A 17498-nucleotide genomic window follows, 5' to 3' on the forward strand; every position below is an offset into this window, starting at 1 on the left:
GGGCACCACGGTTGGTGTGTGAGCAGGTGTCGGCTACCGCGCCGCGTCGTCCAGGCCGCCGCGCAGGGCGTCCGTGATCAGCTCGATGTGCTCGTCGGCCAGGGTGAGGGGCGGCGACACCGCGACGGCGGAGACCATCGGCCGCACGAGCACGCCACGCTCGCGGGCCCCGGCGGCCACCGCGGCCGGCAACGCCGGGTTCGCAGCGAGCCGGTCGGGGTCGAGCTCGATCGCGGCGAGCACGCCGGTGCCGCCACGGGCCTCGACGACGAGGCGGTGGTCGGCGAGCGACTGCACGGCCTCGTGGAGCGGGAGCTCCAGCCCGTCGGCCCGCTTGAGCAGCTCCTCGTTCTCCATCACGTCGAGGTTGGCGAGCGCGGCGGCGCAGGCGGTGGGGTGGCCGGAGTAGGTGGCGCCGTGCCGGAACGGGGCGGCGCCGTCGGCGAAGAACGGCTCGGCCACCCGCTCGTGCGCCACGACCCCGGCCAGCGGCACGTACCCACTGGTGACGCCCTTGGCGAACGTGACGAGGTCGGGCTCGATCCCGAACCGGTCGACGCCGAACCAGTCGCCGAGCCGGCCGAACCCGCAGATCACGCTGTCGATGACGAGCAGCACCCCGTGGCGCGTGCAGATCTCGCGCACGCGCTCGATGTAGCCGGGGGGCGGGGGCAGCACGCCGCCCGCGCCGATCACCGGCTCGGCGAAGAACGCCGCCACGCGCCCCGCTCCGATCCGCTCGATCTCGGCCTCCAGCGCGGCCGGGTCGTCCCACTCGACCTGCACGACGTCGGGCACGAACGGGGCGGCGAGCCGGTTGGCCGGGATGCCGGCGAGCGCCGTGCCGAAGCCGTGGGTGCCGTGGTAGGCGTTGCGGCGGCTGATCAGCACGGTGCGCTCGGGCTGCCCGGTGCGGGCGAAGTACTCGCGGGCGATCTTCGCGGCCGTGTCGACCGCCTCCCCGCCGCCGTTGACCAGGAAGATCTTCGCCCCCGGTACGGGGGCCAGGCCGGCGAGCCTGCGGGTGAGCTCCAGCGCCGGGCGGTTCGCGACGTCGGCGAACGTCTGGTAGGTCGCGAGCTCGCGCATCTGCGCCGCCACGGCCTCGACGATCTCGGCACGCCCGTGGCCGACGTTGACGCACCACAGGCTCGCGGTGGCGTCCAGGTAGCGGCGCCCGGACTCGTCCCAGAGCCAGACGTCCTCGCCGCGCGTGACCACGAACTCGCCGTGGCGCACTGCGCCCATCGCGGCGAACGGATGCCAGAAAGCGGTGTCGGTCGCGTCACTCATGCCGGTGACGTTACGCGGTCAGTCGTCCAGCCTCCGCTCCTCCGACACGACGTGCACCGCGGCCTCCTCCGCCGACGCCGCTCCCCCGTCGATCCCGGCGTCGAGCGCGTACAGCTCCTCGTCACCGTCGAAGTCGTCGTCGATATCCCCGTCGGTGGAGACCAGGCGGCCGGCGCGCGCGTCGCCGACCTCGTCGTCGAGCAGCTCGCCGTCGGTGTCGGAGGCGTCGCCGATGCCGTCGCCGGTCCAGTCGCCGCCGTCGGGGAGCTCGCGCGCGAGCCGGGCGTCGAGGGGCTCGGCACCGGCCTCCTCACGGGCGGTGGTGCCCCACCCGGTGCTCGCCCACGGCTTCTCGGCGGGCGACCAGCCCTCGTCGAGCACGTCGCCGACGCCGCGGTCGTCGAGGCTGTCCTCCGGCTCGAGGACGCCGGAGTCGTCCTCGTCCGAGCGGTTCTCGGGATCCATGCCGCAAGGGTGGCACGCTCAGGGGAGGCGCTCCAGGGCGAGGAGCACCACGGCGGCGTCGGCCGGCACGGTGACGTCGCGCCCGGTGAGCTCGGCGAACTTGCGCAGGCGGTTGAGCACCGTGTTGCGGTGGCAGTACAGCCGCGCCGCGACCCGCGCCACGGACCCGGTGGTGGCGTAGGCGCGCACCGCGGCCAGCAGCCGCTCCCGCTCTCGCGGGGGCACGGCCGCGAGCCCGGCCAGCTCCACCTCGACGAGGTCGGCGGCCGTGTCCGCCATGCGCGCGGCCGCGAGCGGGAGCCAGGCGTCGGCGAGCTCGCGCGGGCCGTCCACCCCCGGGCAGACGTCGACGATCTCACCGGCGATCCGGGCGCTGCGGGGCACGTGGGCGAGACCGCGGGCGAGCGGGCCCACCCCGCACGGCACCCCCGCGAGCGCCGCCCGCACCGGGGCGCCCGTCCCGCCCTCCCAGCGCGCGATCAGCACGACGTGCCGGCCCGTGGACTGCACGTGCACCATCCGCCCGCCGGCACCGAGCCCGTCGGCGGCCCTGCGCAGCGCCGGCCCGGCGGCGGCCGAGGCCGCCGCGACGAGCAGAGCCGCGTCGACGGCCACGTCGAGGGCGACGGCCAGCCGCTCCACCTCGTCCGGGTCGGGATCGCCGCCGGCCAGCAGGGACGCCACCAGCATCGTGCGCTCGCCCTGCCGCTCCCGCCCGAGCAGCGCCGCCTCGGCCTGGTAGCTCACCTGGATCTGCGTCGAGTAGTCCTCGACGGCCGACCAGACGTCCTCGACGCGGGACACGAGCAGCGGCTCGTCGGCAGGCTCCGCCCGCTCCCGCAGGCCCGCCCAGAGCACGCGGAAGTCCAGCCGCACCGCTGTGAGCAGGTCGTTCAGCGGGACGCCCCGGCGCGCCCTGTCCCGGCCGATCGACGGCCCGATGTCGAGCAGCCGCTCCGGGACGGGCTGCCCGGCGACCCGGCGCAGCAGGTAGTCGAAGGTGCGGTCGGCGTCGGCTTCGAGGACCTCGTGCGGCACGACCCCGCGCCCGTACGGGCCGATCGCCCGCACGCGGCCGACGAACTCGGTGACGAGCGCGTCGGCGTCGGCGCGCAGGCGGCCGACGAGGGTGGTCCACCTGCCGTTCGCGGCGCCGTCGAACTGCTGCGGCATGGGCCCCCGCCTCACGTCAGCATGGTGGCTCTACTGGCACAACACGGCAGTATGGCCACCATGCCGGCGCGCTCGGGGGCCAGGCCCCGGCGCCGTCAGGCGCCCAGCGCCTCCGCCAGCCTCCGGCTGCGCTTGCGGTAGTCGGCCCTGGCGGCGAGGGCACCGTCCAGGTCCACCTCGACGAACCGGGTGCGGGTCTTCGGCGCCGACTGGGCGACGAGGTCGAGGTCCCCCGACAGCACGGTCGCGATCATCATGTAGCCCCCGCCCGAGACGGCGTCGCGGTGCAGGATGATCGGCTCGACGCTGCCCGGCACCTGGATCGACCCGATCGGGTACGGGGCGTCCACGATGTTGGACGGGTCCTGGCCGGCCCCGAACGGGGGCTCGCGCGGCACCGTCTCCAGCTCCGGCCCGGCGTAGCGGAACCCGATGCGGTCGGCCACGGGCGTGAGGTCCCACGTGGTGTCGAGGAACGTCGCGCGGCCCGCGTCGGTGAGGCGGTGGTCGTAGAGGCCCATCACGACCCGCACCTCGACGTCCTTCGCCAGGCCGGGCCGCAGGTCGCCGGGCACGCTCCGGCCCGGCGCCGCGCCCCCGGCAGAACCCACCGGCAGCCGGTCCCCGGTCGCGAGCGGCCGCCCGGAGAAGCCGCCGAGCGCACCGAGGGCGTAGGTCGAGCGGCTGCCCAGCACCTCCGGCACGTCGATCCCACCGGAGACCGCGACGTACGCCCGGGCGCCCGCGGTGAGGTAGGCGAAGCCGAGCACGTCGCCCGCCGAGACCGGGAACGACTCCCAGTTCGGGCGCTCGTCCCCGTTCACCTTCGGCACCATGCCCGCGCCCGCGACGGCGACCACGGCGTCCTCGGTGAACGCCAGTTCCGGCCCCATGTAGACGACCTCGAGCGCCGCTGCGCCCGCCGGGTTGCCGACGAGGAGGTTCGCGGCGCGCAGCGAGTACTGGTCGAGCGCGCCCGACGGCGGGATGCCCAGGTGGTAGTAGCCGGAGCGGCCGGCGTCCTGCACGGTGGTGGACAGCCCCGGCTTCAGCACCTCGATCACTTCAGGACCTCCAGCAGTCGGGCGTTGTACCCGTCGGGATCGTCGAGGAACGACTGCAGGTGGAAGTCGACGGGTCGCGCCGTGACGTGGAACGTGCCTGCCCCCACGTCCGCGATGAGCTCGTCGTAGCGCTCGCGGTCGATGGGGGTGAACCGCACGATGTCGGCCGGGCGGAACAGCACCATGAAGTCGGTGAAGTCCGGCAGCGTCTGCGACGGGTCGTAGATCGGGGCAGGCGTGATGCCGAACATCTGGTACCCGCCCGCGCCCCGCACCGAGTAGATGCAGGAGAAGCAGCCGCCGTAGCCGACGGTCTGCTTCGGGGTGTCGGTGCGTGGCCGCAGGTACTTCGGCACGATGATCTGCCGTTCCCGGGGCACCATCTGGAACAGGAACGGCAGCCCGGCCACGAACCCGACCATCGAGGTGAACCACGGTGAGCCGGAGTGCGCGGCGATGAAGTCGTCCACCGACGAGAAGCCGTTGATCCGCGCCGCGTACTCGATGTCCGTCGAGGACGGGTCCTGGTGGCGGTCGCGGAACCGCATCAGGGTCTCGGTGGTCCACGGGTCGCGGTAGAGCACCGGGATCTCCAGCACCCGGGTGGACAGCGCGAGCTCGTGGGCGTCGCCCACCTGCCGCTCCAGGTCCTGCAGCAGCGCGAGCAGGTCGGCGGGCTCCAGCACGTCCGGGTCGAACCGCACCTGGTACGACGCGTTCGCCGGGCAGATCTCCAGCACGCCGTCGGGCCGCGCGCCGGAGAGCTTCTCGGTGATCGCCATCGCCCGGAAGTTGGCCTGCAGGCTCATCTCCTCGGCCAGCTCGACGAAGACGAACTCGTCGCCGCCCCAGCTGTAGCGGGCCGGCGCCACACCGGTCGTCGCTGTCATGCGTCCTCCCACCACTGCTCCAACGTGCCGGTGTGGAACTCCCCCGCCCCGAACCACTCCTGGTCGAGGATCTCGGTGTGCAGCCCGGCCGTCGTCGCGACGCCCTCGACGGCGAACTCCGCGAGCGCCCGGCGGGAGCGGCGGATGGCGGACTCCCGGTCCTCGCCCCACACCACGACCTTCGCGAGCAGCGAGTCGTAGAACGGCGGGACGGTGACGTCGGGCTCGAGCCAGGTGTCGACCCGGACCCACGGCCCGGCCGGCAGCTCCACCCGCCCGACCTTCCCCGGCGAGGGCAGGAAGCCGCGCGCCGGGTCCTCGGCGTTGACCCGGAACTCGATCGCCCACCCGCGCGCCGTGATGTCGTCCTGCGCGTGGCGCAGCCGCTCGCCCGCCGCGATCCGCAGCTGCTCGGTGACGAGGTCGATGCCGGTGACCAGCTCGGTGGTGGGGTGCTCCACCTGGATGCGGGTGTTCATCTCGATGAAGAAGAACTCGTGCGTCTCGTCGTCCACGAGGAACTCGACCGTGCCTGCGCTGCGGTAGCCGACCTCGCGGGCGAGCCGCGCGGCCGCGGCGGTCATCGCCTCGCGCACGCCGTCGTCGATGCCCGGCGCGAGCGCCTCCTCCACCACCTTCTGCCGGCGCCGTTGCAGCGAGCACTCCCGCTCGAACAGGTGCACGGCGTCGGCGCCGTCGCCGAGCACCTGCACCTCGACGTGCCGCGCCCGGCGCACGAAGCGCTCCAGGTACATCCGCCCGTCGCCGAACGCGCTCGCCGCCTCCCTCGAGGCGTCCGGGAAGGCGGTGCGCAGCCCGGCCTCGTCCTCGACGACCCGGATGCCCCGCCCACCGCCGCCCGCGGCGGCCTTGAGCATGACCGGGTACCCGATCTCCGCGGCGGCGGCCACCGCCGCGGCGACGTCGTCGACCCCGCCTGCGGTGCCCGGCACCGTGGGGACGCCGGCGGCGGCGGCGACCTGGCGAGCCCGGACCTTGTCGCCCATCCGGTCGATCACCGCGGCGTCCGGCCCGACGAACGCGAGCCCGGCGTCCGCAACGGCTGCGGCGAACCCGGCCCGCTCGGACAGGAACCCGTAGCCGGGGTGCACGGCGTCGGCACCCGCCGACCGCGCGGCCTCGACGATCGCGTCGACCACCAGGTAGCTCTTGCCCGCCGGTGGCGGCCCGATCTCCACCGCCGCGTCGGCGAGCCGGACGTGGCGGGCCTCGGCGTCGGCCGTGGAGTGCACCGCCACCGTGGAGATCCCGAGGTCGCGCGCGGCCCGGATGATCCGCACCGCGATCTCACCGCGGTTGGCGACGAGGAGCCGTTTCACGCACAGCCTCGCTCACGCTCGGCCGGCGTTCCACGTGTGCGCTGTGACATCGATTCGCTCGCGAGCTCGCTCATCCCGCCTCGATCACCGCGACCGGCTGGCCCGCGTCGACGACGTCCTCGTTCTCGACGAGGAACTCCACGAGCGTGCCCGCCGCACCGGCCGGGACCGGGTGGAAGGACTTCATGACCTCGACGAGGCAGACGGTGTCGTCTGCCCCGATGCTCTGCCCCTCCTCCGCGTACACGTCGCTGTCCGGGTCCGGCCGGCGGTAGAAGACACCGGGGATCGGCGAGATCACCTCATGACGGCTCACGGGACTCCTCTCTGGTCCAGGTGGGGACGCAGTGCGTCGTGAACGGCCTTCGCGAGGTCGACGGCGTTGGGGGTGTCGGAGTGCACGCAGACGCAGTCGGCGCGCACCGGGATCTCGGTGCCGTCGACCGCGGTGGCGACACCGTCGGTGACGGCCCGCACCGCCTTCTGGGCCGATGTCCCGGGATCGAACGCGGCGTGCTCGCGCGTGATGATCAGCGAGCCGTCCGGGCGGTAGTCGAGGTCGGCGTAGTACTCGGACAGGAACCCGCCGGGGCTCGGCCCCCACACCCGCTCGTGGACGGTGCCCGACATCCCCATCAGCGGCACCCCGAACACGGCGGCGGCGTCGGCGACGGCCCCGGCGACCTCCTCGTCCCGGGCCGCCATCCCGTACAGCGAGCCGTGCGGCTTGATGTGGTTGAGCTCCATCCCCTGCTCGCGCAGGAAGCCGGCGAGCGCCCCGACCTGGTAGATCACGGCCGCCGTGAGCTCGTCGCGTTCCATCTTCATCTCACGGCGCCCGAAGCCCTCGCGGTCGGGAAGCGACGGGTGCGCCCCCACCCGCACGCCGTGCTCCTTGGCGAGCGCGACCGTTCGCCGCATGACCCGCGGGTCGGAGGCGTGGAAGCCGCAGGCCACGTTCGCGAGGGTGATCCAGGGCATCAGCCCCTCGTCGTCGCCGCACCGGTAGATGCCGAAGGCCTCGCCCATGTCGCAGTTGATCGCCACCATGCCCGGCCCTCCCGGATGTCGATCTCGGTAGCTCCGTGCTGGCAGTCTCGCGCGCCGCGCGGCCGCCTCGCCAGTCGGAGGACCTCACGGCCGCGGTCCGAACAGCTGGGCGGCCATCTCCAGCGAGCGGTCGACGACCTCGAACCCGCGTGGGAGCATGACGCGCTCGTACGCCGCGACCGCATCGACGGGTGCCGCCCCGCCGAGCAGCTCACCGGCGAGCGTCTGCGCGTCCCGCAGCGCGGTGTTGGCGCCCACCCCGCCGGTGGGCGGCATCGTGTGGATCGCGTCGCCGAGCAGCGTGACGGGGCCCGGTTCCCACGCGTCGACGCGCTCACCGGCCCGGAGCGTGATCGGGAAGAACGTGGCGGGGTCCCCATGGGCGAACAGCTCGCGGACTGCGGGATGCCATGCGGCCGTGGCCTCGACGGCCAGCTCCCAGATCTCCTGCGGCGCCATCCGGAACAGCTTGTCGTCCGGCACGCCCATGCGCTCGGGCGTGGCCGTGAGGACGGTCATGAGGTAGTCGGACGCGCCGTTCCGCGGCGGGGTGCGGAACCGCACCGGGGCGAACCCGGCGCCGTACCCGGTGCGGTCGGCCACCCACGAGAAGCCACGGTCGAAGTCCGCCGGCACCAGCGGGTCGGTGCCGGCGCCGAGCACCATCCGCCCGTACAGGCAGCGGATCCCGAGGTCCCGCACCGTGGCGTGCGGGACCAGCAGGCGACGCACCGCCGACCCGATGCCGTCCGCGCCGACCAGCAGGTCGCCCTCGTCGCTGCCGCCATCGGCGAAGCGCACGTGCACCCGCCCGGACCCCAGCACCTCGTACCCGCTCACCGCCCGCCCGAAGTGGACTGCGCCGTCCAGCCCGGTGAGCAGGCCCTGCCGGAACGTGTAGCGGTCGACGCAGGTGATCCCGTCGTCACCCGTGAGCGGGAACGTCTGGGCCATCACCTGCTCCAGCTGGTCCGTGTAGCCGGCCACCAGGTCCCCGTTGACGCCGCTGGTGCGGCGCACCAGGTCGAGGACCTCCGGTGGCAGGCAGGCGGCCAGCGCGGCATTGCCGTCGCCGTCGATGTGAATGCGGTAGCCCTGGTTGCGCAGCCGCGGCGAGGGTTCCCGCTCGTACACCGCTACGTCCAGGCCGCCCCGGCGCAGGCCCTGCGCGAGCGCCAGCCCGCCGATGCCGCCACCGCTGATCAGGATGCGTGTCATGCCCGGAGGTTATCATCTATCTGTTTGATTGAGTCATGCTGCTTTACAGGTTGTGCATCTGCACAGTTCGGGCGCCGGATCCGGTGGGACATTCGGCTTTCCCAGCACCGGAGCGGACACCATGCTGTCCCGATGCCGACCCCGGAGGGGCCATGCACCTGACCCCCCGCGAACACGAGCGACTGCTGCTCGCCGCGGGCGCCGACCTGGCCCGGCGCCGCCTCGCCCGTGGCGCCCTGCTGGGCGCACCCGAGGCGGTGGCGCTCGTCTGCGACGAGATCTGCGAGTTCGCCTGGGACGGCCTGCCGTACGAGGAGGTCGTCGCCAGGGCGCGCGAGCTGATCACGCCCGGACAGCTCGTCGAGGGCGTCCCGGCCGCGGTGCCCGCCCTGCAGGTGGAGGCGCTGTTCCCGCACGGCTCGGTGCTGGTGCACGTGGACGCGCCGTTCGGGCCGCCACCGCCCGACGGTCCGGGCGCGGTGCGCGCGGCAGGCGGGGACGTCGAGCTGGCCCCCGGCCGCGAACGGGCCACCGCCGTGCTGCGCAACACCGGCCACCTGCCGATCTGGGTGTCCTCGCACGTCCCGCTGGACCGGCTCAACCCCGCGCTGCGGGTGAGCGCCCCGGAGGGCCGTTACCGGCTCGACGTCCCGGCGGGCACGGCGGTCCGGGTGGACGCCGGCGCCGAGCGGGAGGTCGCCGTCGTGCGGATCGGGGGCACGGGGTGACCGCGATCGATCGCACCGAGTACGCCCGCCGCTACGGCCCCACCACCGGCGACCGGATCCGGCTCGCGGACACGGGGCTGTGGGTCGAGGTGGAGGCCGACGACACCGAACCGGGCGAGGAGCTGCTCGGCGGGTGCGGCAAGACCGCCCGGCACGGGGCGCTCGTGGAGAGCGTCGCCGACCGCTCCAGCGCACTGGACATGATCGTGCTCGGCGTCGTGCTCCTCGACCCGGTGCTCGGGATCCGCAAGACCAACATCGGCATCAAGGACGGCCGGGTCGTGGGCATCGGCCGCGCCGGGAACCCGGACGTCCTCGACGGCGTGGACCTCGAGGTCGACGCGCACACCGCGATGATCACCGGCGAGGGCCTGCTCGCGACGCCCGGCATCGTCGACTCGCACGTCCACCTGTCCAACGCCGACCTCGCCGCGGCAGCGCTGTCGGCGGGCGTCACGACGATCGTCGGGATGGGCATCGGCGGCGTCTGGGACGTCGGCGCCAACCCGCGCTACAACCTGCACTCCCTCATCGCGGGGTGGGCGGACGTCCCGATCAACGCCGCGTTCCTGGCCCGCGGATCGTCCACTTCGGCCGCGCTGCTGGAGGAGGCGGTGCTGTCGGGCTGCGCCGGGTTCAAGGTGCACGAGGACTGGGGCGCCACCCCGGACGTGATCGACACCTGCCTGGGCGTGGCCGAGGCCGCCGACCTGCCGGTGGCCCTGCACACCGACACGCTGAACGAGTCCGGCTTCCTCGCCGACACCCTCGACGCGGTCGGCGGGCGCACGGTGCACGCCTACCACGTGGAGGGCGGCGGCGGGCACCCCGACCTGCTCTCGATCGTCTCCCGGCCGAACGTCCTGACCAGCTCGACGACGCCGACGCTGCCGCTCACCCCGTCCACCGTCGCCGAGCTGCACCCGATGACGCTCACCGTGCACCGCGGCCACGCGCACGTGCCGAGCGACGCCGCGATCGCCGCCGGCCGCATCCGCGAGCACGCGATCTCGGCCGAGAACCACCTGCACGACCAGGGCGCGATCAGCATCGTCAACTCCGACGCGCTCGGCATGGGCCGCATCGCCGAGACCGCGCGGCGCACGTGGCAGCTGGCGTCCGTGCAGGCGGCGCTCGCCGGGGAGACCGGCCCCGACGTCGCGAACAACGCGCGCGTGCTGCGCTACCTGGCCAAGCTCACGCACAACGCGGCCGTCGCGCACGGGATCGCGACCCACGTCGGGTCGCTGCGGCCGGGCCGGCTGGCCGACATCGTGCTCTGGAACCCGGCCTGGTTCGGCGCGCAGCCCGAGATGGTGATCAAGTCCGGGTTCGTGGCATGGGGCGCGGCCGGCTCCGGCTCCGGGTCCACGCGGCTCACGCAGCCGCGCCGGATGCGGGCGTTCTACGGCGGGCACGGCGGCGCGCCCGCCCGGCTGGCGCACGTGTTCGTCTCGGAGCAGGCCGGCCGGGACGCCCTTCCGGCGGGGCGGACCTACTCCGCCATCGCCGACAGCCGCGGGCTGACCTGCGCCGACATGCTGCACAACACCGCCACTCCGCAGGTCGAGGTGGCGCCCGAACCGATCCCGGTCCGCGTCGACGGCCGCGAGGTCCCGCTGCACCGGTCCGCAACGCTCCCGCTCACGCGGCTGCACCACCTGGGTTGAGGGACAGATGGAGATCGACCTGCTCGTCCGCAACGCCGCCGTCGTCACCGTGGACGACGACCGGCCCCGCGCGCGCACGCTCGCGGTGCACCACGGCCGCGTGCTGGCGCTCGATACTCGTGACGATCGTGCCGGCCTCTCGGCGCGCACCGAGATCGACGCGCAGGGCGCCGCCCTCGTGCCCGGGTTCGGCGACGCGCACAACCACATGGCGTGGTTCGGGTCCTCGCTCGACGAGGTCGACCTCGCGGGCTCGTCCGACCTCGCCACCCTGTACGACCGGGTCGCGCAGCGCGCGGCCACCCTCGCCCCGGACGCGTTCGTGATCGGGGCGGGCTACGACGACACCGCGATCGGCGGCCACCCGCACCGCCGCGAGCTGGACCGGGCCGCCGGCGGGCGCCCGGTGGTGCTCAAGCACCGCTCCGGCCACGTGACCACGGTGAACAGCCCCGTGCTCGCGCGGATCGGCGTGCTCGACGGCACGGCGGTCGTGCCCGAGGGCGGGGTCGTGGTGCGCGACGCGTCCGGCGACCCGACCGGCACCCTCGAGGAGCAGGCCCAGAACCTGGCGACCGCGCTGCTCGTCCCCTATGCCACCGACGACCTCGCCCGCGCGATCGGCAACGCGTCCGCCGTGTACGCGGCGGAGGGCCTCACGCACGTCACCGAGTGCGGCATCGGCGGCGGCTGGGTCGGGCGTTCCCCGCGTGAGCTCGCCGCGTACCTGCAGGCGCGCGAGACCGGCGTGCTCACCGTGCGCGTGCAGCTGATGCCCGTGGCCGACGCGCTGCACCCCGTGGCCGGGCACGCGTCCGACCCCGACGGGATCGGCATCGATCTCGGCATCCGCACCGGCTTCGGCGACGACCGGCTGCGCATCGGCCCGATGAAGATCTTCACCGACGGCTCGCTCGTCGCCCGCACGGCCGCGATGCGTGATCCCTTCTGCGACCGGCACAGCCACGGCTACCTCCAGGACGACCCGGAGCTCCTGCGCTCCCGCATCCTCGGCGCGCACGCCACGGGCTGGCGGGTCGCGGCGCACGCGATCGGCGACCGCGCGATCGACCTCGCCCTCGACGCGATCGCCGACATGCAGCGCGCACACCCACGCCCGGACGCTCGCCCGCGCATCGAGCACGCCGCCGTCACCTCGCCCGAGCAGGTGGCGCGCATGGCGGAGCTGGGCGTCACGCCGGTGCCGCAGCCGCGGTTCCTCCACGAGATCGGGGACACGATGGCCGCGGCGGTCGGGCCGGACCGGTCGGCGGGCCTGTACCGGCACGCGAGCTTCCTGCGCGCCGGGCTGCGGGTGCCGGGCAGCTCCGACCGGCCGGTCGCGGCCGGGGCGCCGCTCCTGGGCATGCAGTCGATGGTGCTGCGCCGCTCCGCATCCGGCGCGGTGATCGGCCCGGACGAGCGCGTCGACGCCGCCACCGCCCTGCGCGCCTACACGCTCGACGCCGCGTGGGTCGCGGGTGAGGAGCGCGAGCGGGGCAGCATCACCCCGGGCAAGCTCGCCGACTTCGTGCTGCTCACCGACGACGTCACGGCCGTCGAGCCGGACCGGATCGGCGACGTGGGCGTCGTCGCGACGTTCGTGGGTGGGCAGTGCGTCCACGGCGCCGAGAAGCTCGGCATCGACCAGGAGGGATGACATGGCCGTCACCGTCACCGAGGCCGAGGCGCGCAAGGTCGCCTTGGGCGCGTTCGTCGGCACCGCGCTGGAGTGGTACGACTTCTTCCTCTTCGGCACCGCCGCGTCGCTGGTGTTCAACCGGCTGTACTTCGCGAGCGACGACGTGGTCGTCGCGACCGCGGGCGCGTTCGCGTCGTTCGCGGTCGGTTTCCTCGCGCGCCCGCTCGGCGCCGTGGTGTTCGGCCACCTCGGCGACCGCATCGGGCGGCGCAAGTGCCTGATCGTCACCGTCAGCATGATCGGGTTCGTCACCGGCGCGATCGGGCTCCTGCCCACCTACTTCACGATCGGCGTCGCCGCGCCGATCCTGCTCACGCTGCTGCGGCTGCTGCAGGGCGTCGCCGTCGGCGGGGAGTGGGGCGGCGCGGTCACGCTCGCCGTCGAGCACGCGCCGAAGGAGCGCCGCGGCCGCTACGCCGCGATGCCGCAACTCGGTTCCCCGATCGGCACGCTGCTGTCGTCCGGCGCGTTCCTGCTCGTCTCGCTGCTGCCGTCGGAGAGCTTCGACTCCTGGGGCTGGCGGTTGCCGTTCCTCGCCGCGTTCCCGCTGCTCTACATCGCGCTGTGGATCCGGCGGCGGGTCGAGGAGTCGCCGCTCTTCGAGCAGCTGCTGAAGGAGGACGAGCTGGCGAGCTCCCCGGTCGTCGACGTGTTCCGCACTACGTTCCCGCAGCTGCTGGTGGGGGCGGGTTCGGCGCTCCTCGGCATCGGCGGCTTCTACCTCATCACCACGTTCGTGATCAGCTACGGCACCGCGAACCTCGGCATGCCCCGCTCGCTCCTGCTCACGGCCACGCTCGTCGCGGCGGCCGTCGAGATCGTCGTGCTCGTCGTCGGCGGGCGGATGGCGGAACGCTTCGGGGCCGGGCACATCACGCTGATCGGCGGCGTGATCTCGGCACTGGTCGCGTTCCCCACGTTCTGGATGATCGACACCACCAACCCGGCGCTCGTGATCATCGGGGTGACGCTCGCCGTCGCCTGCCTGTCGATCCCGTACGCGGTGTCCGGGGCGCTGCTCACCGACCTCTTCCCGGCCCGGCTGCGCTACAGCGGGGTGGCGCTCGCGTCCAACGTCGCCGGCGTGGTGAGCGGGTTCGTCCCGCTGCTCGCCACCGCGCTGCTGGCCGCGAGCGGCGGCCGGTCGTGGTCGGTCGCGCTCCTGCTGATCGTGATCGCGCTGATCACGGCCGGGGCGGGGGCACTGGCCCCGCGCATCTCCCTCTCCCGCGACGAGGTGGTGTCGCGCGGGTAGGCCTCGGCGGTGTCAGGAAAGCCACTTTCACGACCTCTCGCGTCGTGAAAGTGGCTGCGCTCTCCCCGGCGAGCCCCCGCCTTGCTTCGCCGCGGCGGTGGTTCCCCGGAAGTGCGTTTGGGCTGACGTCCCGGCCGGAGGGCTGACCCGGCGGAGCACCAGCGACAGGGCCAGCGCTCCCGCGAGCAGCACCGTCACGTAGACCACCACCGCGGGCCAGCCGCCGTGGTCGTAGGCGACGCCGCCGGTCGCGCCGCCGACGCTGCTGCCCAGGTAGTAGGCGAAGAGGTAGAGCGAGGACGCGACGGCGGGCGAGCCCGCGGGCAGCACCGACGCGCGCCGGCCCACCCAGCTGCTGGCCACCGAGTGGGCCGCGAAGAACCCGACCGTCACCACCAGCAGCCCGGCGAGCACCGTGGCCAGCAGGTCGGGCAGCGTCACCCAGGCCCCGGCGACGGCCACGAGCACCGCGGCCCAGAGCACGCGGCGCCGGCCCCACCGGTCGCCGAGGCGGCCGGCCCCGGTGGACGCCCACGTGCCGGCGAGGTAGCCGAGGAAGACCAGCCCGACGAGCGCGGCCGGCAGCCCGAACGGCGGCGCCAGCAGCCGGAAGCCCAGGTAGTTGTAGACGGTGACGAACGCGCCCATCAGCAGGAACGCGATGCCGAAGAGGCACCGCAGCCCGGGATCGGCCAGCTGCGCGCGCAACGGCCGCCCCAGCTCGCGCAGTCGCACCCGCGGCGGGGCGGGGGCGAGCGCGGGCGGCAGCAGCATCCGGAACGCCACGGTGCACAGCAGCGACAGCCCGCCGATGACCGCCAGTGCCACGCGCCACCCGGCGACGTCGGCGACGGCGCCGGCCACGAGCCGCCCGGACAGGCCGCCGATCGTGTTGCCCGCGATGAGCAGCCCGACGGCGCCGCCGAGCCAGCGCGGCGCGACCTCGCGCGTCACGTGCGCCATCGCCAGTGCGGGGAGCGCGGCGAGCGTGACGCCCTGCAGCGCCCGCACCGCGACGAGCGCGCCGAACGTGGGCGCGAGCGGGGCGAGCACACCCAGCACGGCGGACGCCGCGAGGGCGGCCGTCATCACGCGGGTCCGGCCCCACGACTCGGCCACGGCGGAGAGCGGGACGATCGCGAGCGCGAGCGTGCCCGTGGTGGCCGACAGCGCGAGGCTCGCCACGGACGAGGACACCTCGAACTCCGCAGCGAGGGTCGGCAGGAGCGCCTGCACGCAGTAGACCAGCACGAACGTGGCCAGGCCCGCACACCACATCGCGGCACCGAGGCGCCGGTAGGCGCGCGTGCCGCGCTCGTGGCCCGCGACTGCCGGCACGGTCGTTGTCATCGCTCACCACCGTAGGCAGCCACCCTTCGATGCGTCCAATGCATCTCTGCCCGCCATACGATGAGGAAGTGGATGAGTCCGAGCTGCTGGCCGCCCTCGCACCCCGGCTGCGGCAGTTCACGGCGGTCGCCCGCACCGAGCACATGACCCGCGCGGCCGACGCGATCGGCGTGCCGCAGTCCACGCTGAGCCGCGGTATCGCCCGCCTCGAACACGACCTCGGGGTGGCCCTGTTCGTCCGCGCAGGCCGCGCCGTGCGCCTCACCCGCGCCGGCCGCACGCTGCTGCGGCACGCCGAGCGCGCCGTCGCCGAGCTCGACGCGGCGGCTCGCGAGATCGTCACCGACGCCGATGCCGTGCGCGGCCGCGTGGCGCTGGGCTTCCTCCACACGTTCGGCGCCGAGGCGGTGCCCCGGCTGCTGCGCGAGTTCCGCCGCACGCACCCGGACGTGCGGTTCGACCTGGCCCAGGGCGGCAACGACGCGATCATCGAGCGGCTGCGCGCCGGCGAGGTGGACGTGTGCGTGACCTCGCCGCTGCCCACCGACCCCACGCTCGTCAGCGCCCCGATGTACGAGCAGGAGCTGCGGCTCGTGGTGCCGGTCGACCACCCGATCGCCGCCGCCCACCGGGACGGGCTGCCTCTCGCCGCCGCGGCGGGCGCCCAGTTCGTGGGCTACCGGCCGGGCTTCGGGCTGCGCAGCCTCACCGAGGCGTGGTGCCGGGAGGCCGGGTTCGTGCCGCGGATGGCGTTCGAGGGAGAGGACGGCGAGACGCTGCGCGGCCTCGTCGGCGCCGGGCTCGGGGTGGCCCTGCTCGCCCCCTCGTCACACGTGACGCCGGGCGTGGTCGAGCTGCCCGTCACCGAGCCGCGCACCAGGCGCACCGTCGGGCTCGTCTGGGTGGCCGACCGGCCGGCCGGACCGGCTGTGCGCGTGTTCCGCGACTTCCTGCGCCGGTCCGGCCCGGCGCTGCTCGCCCCGGCGGGACCGGGCATGCTGGGCGCGTGATCGCGCCGGACCCTTCCGGGACCAGGCGACGCTGGTCGGCGAGCGCGTCCGGCTCGAACCGCTCGGCCCCGCCGTCCTGGACGACTACCTCGCCACGCCCGACGATCCCGAGTTGCCGCGCCTCACGGGAAGCCACGCCGACCACGATCGGGAGGAGGTCGTGGGTAGTCCGAGCACGCATGCTCGCCGCCGCGTTGGGCGCGGCGACGATCGCCGTCGCGATCCCCGTCGCCACCGCCGCTCCCGCCTTCGCCGCCGAAGCCCACTGCATCGACTACCTGCAACGCGAGGACGGCATCATCGTCGGCCCGAAGGTCAGGCAGGCCTGCGCACTGGGCGGCAGCGACTCGTGGGTGCTGCGGCAGCAGTGCTACCCGTTGCTGGTCGCCGCCGGGCTGAGCGACCGGAAGGCCGAGCGGGCGTGCTACTTCGCGAGCGAGTACTGAACCTCCTACGGTTTCCCGCATGAACGACGACCTCGGTCTCGACGTCCCGCTGCCCACCCGGGTGGAGCGGGTCGTCTCGATCGTGCCGTCGCTCACCGAGGCGGTGGCGGCCACCGCGCCGGGGCTGCTCGTCGGCGCCACCGACTGGTGCACCCACCCGCCCGACCTCGACGTCACGCGGGTGCGCGGCACCAAGAACCCGGACGTCGACGCGATCGTCGCCCTCGCCCCCGACCTCGTCCTCGCCAACCAGGAGGAGAACCGCGCGAGCGACCTCGACGCGCTGCGCGCGGCCGGCCTGGCCGTGTGGGTCACCGACATCCGCACGCTGGACGGCGCCTTCGCGTCGCTCGCCCGGATGCTCGCGGCGTGCGGCCTCGACCGGCCGGCCTGGCTGGACGAGGCCGAGGCCGCCTGGGCGGCGCTGCCCGAGCCGGCCGTCCGGCGACGCGCGGTCGTGCCGATCTGGCGCAGGCCGTGGATGGCGGTCGGGCGCGACACGTTCACCGGCGCCGTCCTCGCCCGGCTCGGCGTCGACAACGCGCTCGCCGACGCCGACGAGCGCTACCCGCGGATCGACCCGGCCCGCCTGCCGGCCCACGACCTCGTGGTGCTGCCCGACGAGCCGTACCTCTTCACCGTCGACGACGGGCCGGAGGCGTTCCCGGACGTGCCGGCCGCGCTGGTCAGCGGGAGGCTCCTGACCTGGTACGGCCCGAGCCTGGCGGAAGCTGCGCGCGACCTGCCCGCCGCGGTGGCGCGGTAGGGGTGGTGTGGCGAGAACCCTCCATGGCTCCACAACGCTGGTTTCCGCGGGCGAGAACAGCACTACGGCTCCATCGTG

At 74.3% G+C, this 17498-nt stretch carries 17 protein-coding genes; 7 read left to right on the plus strand and 10 right to left on the minus strand.

Going from position 1 to position 17498, the window contains the following annotated elements:
• Positions 1–33 precede the first annotated feature (33 nt).
• From ABEA81_RS14200 to ABEA81_RS14240, 9 genes are all read right to left on the minus strand, one after another.
• Positions 34–1293, minus strand: a complete 1260-nt coding sequence (locus ABEA81_RS14200) for an aminotransferase family protein (RefSeq protein ID WP_345605499.1) — start codon at positions 1291–1293, stop codon at positions 34–36.
• A gap of 18 nt (positions 1294–1311) precedes the next feature.
• Positions 1312–1758 (minus strand): DUF5709 domain-containing protein, encoded by a 447-nt coding sequence (locus tag ABEA81_RS14205; protein WP_345605500.1) that lies wholly within the window; start codon positions 1756–1758, stop codon positions 1312–1314.
• A gap of 18 nt (positions 1759–1776) precedes the next feature.
• A complete protein-coding gene (locus tag ABEA81_RS14210) occupies positions 1777–2946 on the minus strand; it encodes a helix-turn-helix domain-containing protein (RefSeq protein ID WP_345605501.1) in 1170 nt (389 codons plus the stop codon).
• Positions 2947–3026: 80 nt separating this feature from the next.
• Positions 3027–3995: a 5-oxoprolinase subunit C family protein gene (locus tag ABEA81_RS14215; RefSeq protein WP_345605502.1), complete on the minus strand. Its 969-nt coding sequence runs from the start codon at positions 3993–3995 to the stop codon at positions 3027–3029.
• On the minus strand, positions 3992–4885 hold the full coding sequence (locus tag ABEA81_RS14220) for a 5-oxoprolinase subunit B family protein (protein ID WP_345605503.1): 894 nt from the start codon (positions 4883–4885) through the stop codon (positions 3992–3994). Before ABEA81_RS14220 ends, ABEA81_RS14215 begins: the two co-directional genes overlap by 4 nt.
• Complete coding sequence (locus ABEA81_RS14225; RefSeq protein WP_345605504.1) at positions 4882–6225, minus strand: acetyl-CoA carboxylase biotin carboxylase subunit; 1344 nt, start codon at positions 6223–6225, stop codon at positions 4882–4884. The genes ABEA81_RS14220 and ABEA81_RS14225 overlap by 4 nt, the downstream gene beginning before the upstream one ends.
• Before the next feature lie 70 nt (positions 6226–6295).
• Positions 6296–6541, minus strand: coding sequence for an acetyl-CoA carboxylase (locus tag ABEA81_RS14230; RefSeq protein ID WP_345605505.1), 246 nt, complete (start codon positions 6539–6541; stop codon positions 6296–6298).
• Positions 6538–7275 carry a 5-oxoprolinase subunit PxpA gene (pxpA, locus tag ABEA81_RS14235; RefSeq protein WP_345605506.1) on the minus strand — a complete coding sequence of 246 codons (738 nt, stop codon included), beginning with the start codon at positions 7273–7275 and terminating at the stop codon, positions 6538–6540. Before pxpA ends, ABEA81_RS14230 begins: the two co-directional genes overlap by 4 nt.
• A gap of 84 nt (positions 7276–7359) precedes the next feature.
• Positions 7360–8493: an FAD-dependent oxidoreductase gene (locus ABEA81_RS14240; RefSeq protein WP_345605507.1), complete on the minus strand. Its 1134-nt coding sequence runs from the start codon at positions 8491–8493 to the stop codon at positions 7360–7362.
• Between the two features lie 152 nt (positions 8494–8645).
• On the opposite strand from ABEA81_RS14240, the gene ABEA81_RS14245 reads away from it, so the two are divergent.
• The 4 genes from ABEA81_RS14245 to ABEA81_RS14260 are packed head-to-tail and all read left to right on the plus strand — an operon-like array spanning position 8646 to position 13848.
• Complete coding sequence (locus tag ABEA81_RS14245) at positions 8646–9221, plus strand: urease subunit gamma (RefSeq protein WP_345605509.1); 576 nt, start codon at positions 8646–8648, stop codon at positions 9219–9221.
• Positions 9218–10891 (plus strand): urease subunit alpha, encoded by a 1674-nt coding sequence (locus ABEA81_RS14250; protein WP_345605510.1) that lies wholly within the window; start codon positions 9218–9220, stop codon positions 10889–10891. The genes ABEA81_RS14245 and ABEA81_RS14250 overlap by 4 nt, the downstream gene beginning before the upstream one ends.
• Before the next feature lie 7 nt (positions 10892–10898).
• Entirely contained in the window at positions 10899–12551 is a 1653-nt protein-coding gene (locus ABEA81_RS14255; protein ID WP_345605511.1) for an amidohydrolase, read from the plus strand.
• Position 12552: 1 nt separating this feature from the next.
• Positions 12553–13848, plus strand: a complete 1296-nt coding sequence (locus ABEA81_RS14260; protein WP_345605512.1) for an MFS transporter — start codon at positions 12553–12555, stop codon at positions 13846–13848.
• Between the two features lie 27 nt (positions 13849–13875).
• Here the strand turns inward: ABEA81_RS14260 and ABEA81_RS14265 are convergent, their stop codons facing one another.
• Positions 13876–15198: an MFS transporter gene (locus tag ABEA81_RS14265; protein WP_345605513.1), complete on the minus strand. Its 1323-nt coding sequence runs from the start codon at positions 15196–15198 to the stop codon at positions 13876–13878.
• Positions 15199–15266: 68 nt separating this feature from the next.
• On the opposite strand from ABEA81_RS14265, the gene ABEA81_RS14270 reads away from it, so the two are divergent.
• From ABEA81_RS14270 to ABEA81_RS14280, 3 genes are all read left to right on the plus strand, one after another.
• On the plus strand, positions 15267–16208 hold the full coding sequence (locus tag ABEA81_RS14270; protein WP_345605514.1) for a LysR substrate-binding domain-containing protein: 942 nt from the start codon (positions 15267–15269) through the stop codon (positions 16206–16208).
• Positions 16209–16387: 179 nt separating this feature from the next.
• On the plus strand, positions 16388–16654 hold the full coding sequence (locus ABEA81_RS14275; RefSeq protein ID WP_345605515.1) for a hypothetical protein: 267 nt from the start codon (positions 16388–16390) through the stop codon (positions 16652–16654).
• A 19-nt stretch (positions 16655–16673) separates the two neighbouring features.
• Entirely contained in the window at positions 16674–17420 is a 747-nt protein-coding gene (locus ABEA81_RS14280; protein WP_345605516.1) for a helical backbone metal receptor, read from the plus strand.
• Positions 17421–17498 lie beyond the last annotated feature (78 nt).

The sequence above is a fragment of the Pseudonocardia adelaidensis genome (genome assembly GCF_039543345.1).
Classification (GTDB): Bacteria; Actinomycetota; Actinomycetes; order Mycobacteriales; family Pseudonocardiaceae; genus Pseudonocardia; species Pseudonocardia adelaidensis.

What these genes read in the sequence shown, in the direction of transcription:
- ABEA81_RS14220 (WP_345605503.1), bottom strand. Translation starts at nt 4,885, where the DNA reads ATGACAGCGACGACCGGTGTGGCGCCGGCCCGCTACAGCTGGGGCGGC.
- ABEA81_RS14275 (WP_345605515.1), top strand. Translation starts at nt 16,388, where the DNA reads ATGCTCGCCGCCGCGTTGGGCGCGGCGACGATCGCCGTCGCGATCCCC.
- ABEA81_RS14255 (WP_345605511.1), top strand. Translation starts at nt 10,899, where the DNA reads ATGGAGATCGACCTGCTCGTCCGCAACGCCGCCGTCGTCACCGTGGAC.
- ABEA81_RS14240 (WP_345605507.1), bottom strand. Translation starts at nt 8,493, where the DNA reads ATGACACGCATCCTGATCAGCGGTGGCGGCATCGGCGGGCTGGCGCTC.
- pxpA (WP_345605506.1), bottom strand. Translation starts at nt 7,275, where the DNA reads ATGGTGGCGATCAACTGCGACATGGGCGAGGCCTTCGGCATCTACCGG.
- ABEA81_RS14200 (WP_345605499.1), bottom strand. Translation starts at nt 1,293, where the DNA reads ATGAGTGACGCGACCGACACCGCTTTCTGGCATCCGTTCGCCGCGATG.
- ABEA81_RS14245 (WP_345605509.1), top strand. Translation starts at nt 8,646, where the DNA reads ATGCACCTGACCCCCCGCGAACACGAGCGACTGCTGCTCGCCGCGGGC.
- ABEA81_RS14260 (WP_345605512.1), top strand. Translation starts at nt 12,553, where the DNA reads ATGGCCGTCACCGTCACCGAGGCCGAGGCGCGCAAGGTCGCCTTGGGC.
- ABEA81_RS14265 (WP_345605513.1), bottom strand. Translation starts at nt 15,198, where the DNA reads ATGACAACGACCGTGCCGGCAGTCGCGGGCCACGAGCGCGGCACGCGC.
- ABEA81_RS14280 (WP_345605516.1), top strand. Translation starts at nt 16,674, where the DNA reads ATGAACGACGACCTCGGTCTCGACGTCCCGCTGCCCACCCGGGTGGAG.
- ABEA81_RS14205 (WP_345605500.1), bottom strand. Translation starts at nt 1,758, where the DNA reads ATGGATCCCGAGAACCGCTCGGACGAGGACGACTCCGGCGTCCTCGAG.